This is a genomic window from Mesorhizobium sp. LNHC252B00 (genome assembly GCF_000502955.1).
Taxonomy (GTDB): domain Bacteria; phylum Pseudomonadota; class Alphaproteobacteria; order Rhizobiales; family Rhizobiaceae; genus Mesorhizobium.
Genome location: NZ_AYWO01000085.1, coordinates 1 through 1,030, shown reverse-complemented (window position 1 = coordinate 1,030; position 1,030 = coordinate 1). Strand labels below are relative to the sequence as shown.

Annotated in this window: 1 pseudogene; it reads right to left on the bottom strand. The window is 58.8% G+C overall.

The features are described 5' to 3' along the window. Positions 1-85: 85 nt before the first annotated feature. Positions 86-797 (bottom strand): annotated as a pseudogene (locus X744_RS01000000170745) (pyridoxal-phosphate dependent enzyme); the annotation flags it as partial. Positions 798-1,030: the final 233 nt, after the last annotated feature.

The following is a 1,030-nucleotide window of genomic DNA, read 5'->3' as shown; positions in this document are numbered from 1 at the left end:
TGGCCTAAGCAACCGAATCCTACGCCAAATCAATCGCTTAAGCTACATCCGCCAGCCTCAAAGCCCCATCGTCGTGCATAAGACGGGTTAGCACCTGCGCCTTGGTTTGGGTGGGGGTGGCAGAGGCATCGATACCGACCACATTGCGCTGTTGACCGTCACGGGCAAATCCGACGAGCATGCCGGCATGCGTTGACCCGGTGACCGTGCAAACGACGATATAGTCGAAGGCAAACCCAAGCTGCTTTTCCTGGGCGCGCACTTTCTCCGCGAACCCCACATAACCGAGGCCGCCGTTCGGGTGAACAGACGCCCCGACTGGTATCGCATAGGGTCTGCCGCCCCTTGCCTTTTACCTCGTAGTGCGCCTGTTCCCAACTGGGGCGGATGCCGGTATCGAATCCCTCGTCGACCAGGCACACCTCTGCACCCATGATGCGGCTCAGGAGAATATTGCCGACCCGGTCGTAGACGGCATCCTCATGGGGGTACCCAGCTCTCTTGAACCAGTAGACATTTCATGCCGATCCTGGCGGCGACCGCGGCGACCATGCGCGTATGGTTGGACTGCACACGGCCGACGGTGACGAGCGTATCGGCATCTGAACGCAATCGGGTCGGGAATGATGTATTCGAGCTTACGCAGCTTGTTTCCGCCGAACGCGAGACCGGAGTTGCAGTCCTTCGCGTTTGGCGTAGATTTGCACCTTGCTCCCCAGATGCTTGGAGAGGCGGTCGAGCTTCTCGATGGGCGTGGGTCGAAAGGTGAGCGGATAGCGTTCGAACTTTTCCAGCATTTTCTCTTCGGCAACACGCGATTGAGCTGAATTAGCCATTCACGATTCTTCTAGAGGCGTCATTGATTTGACGTCATCTGCATTGTCCGGCGCCAGAAGAGTCCCATTACTATTCCAGCGCCTCGCTCGTCATTGAGAGTTGCAACCGCACGCCGGCGTGCGAGAGAGTACGCCTCCGGCGAGGGCCGCCTTGCGCGAGCATGGCACGGTAGCGAGGCTGCGCTCTTAAGGTC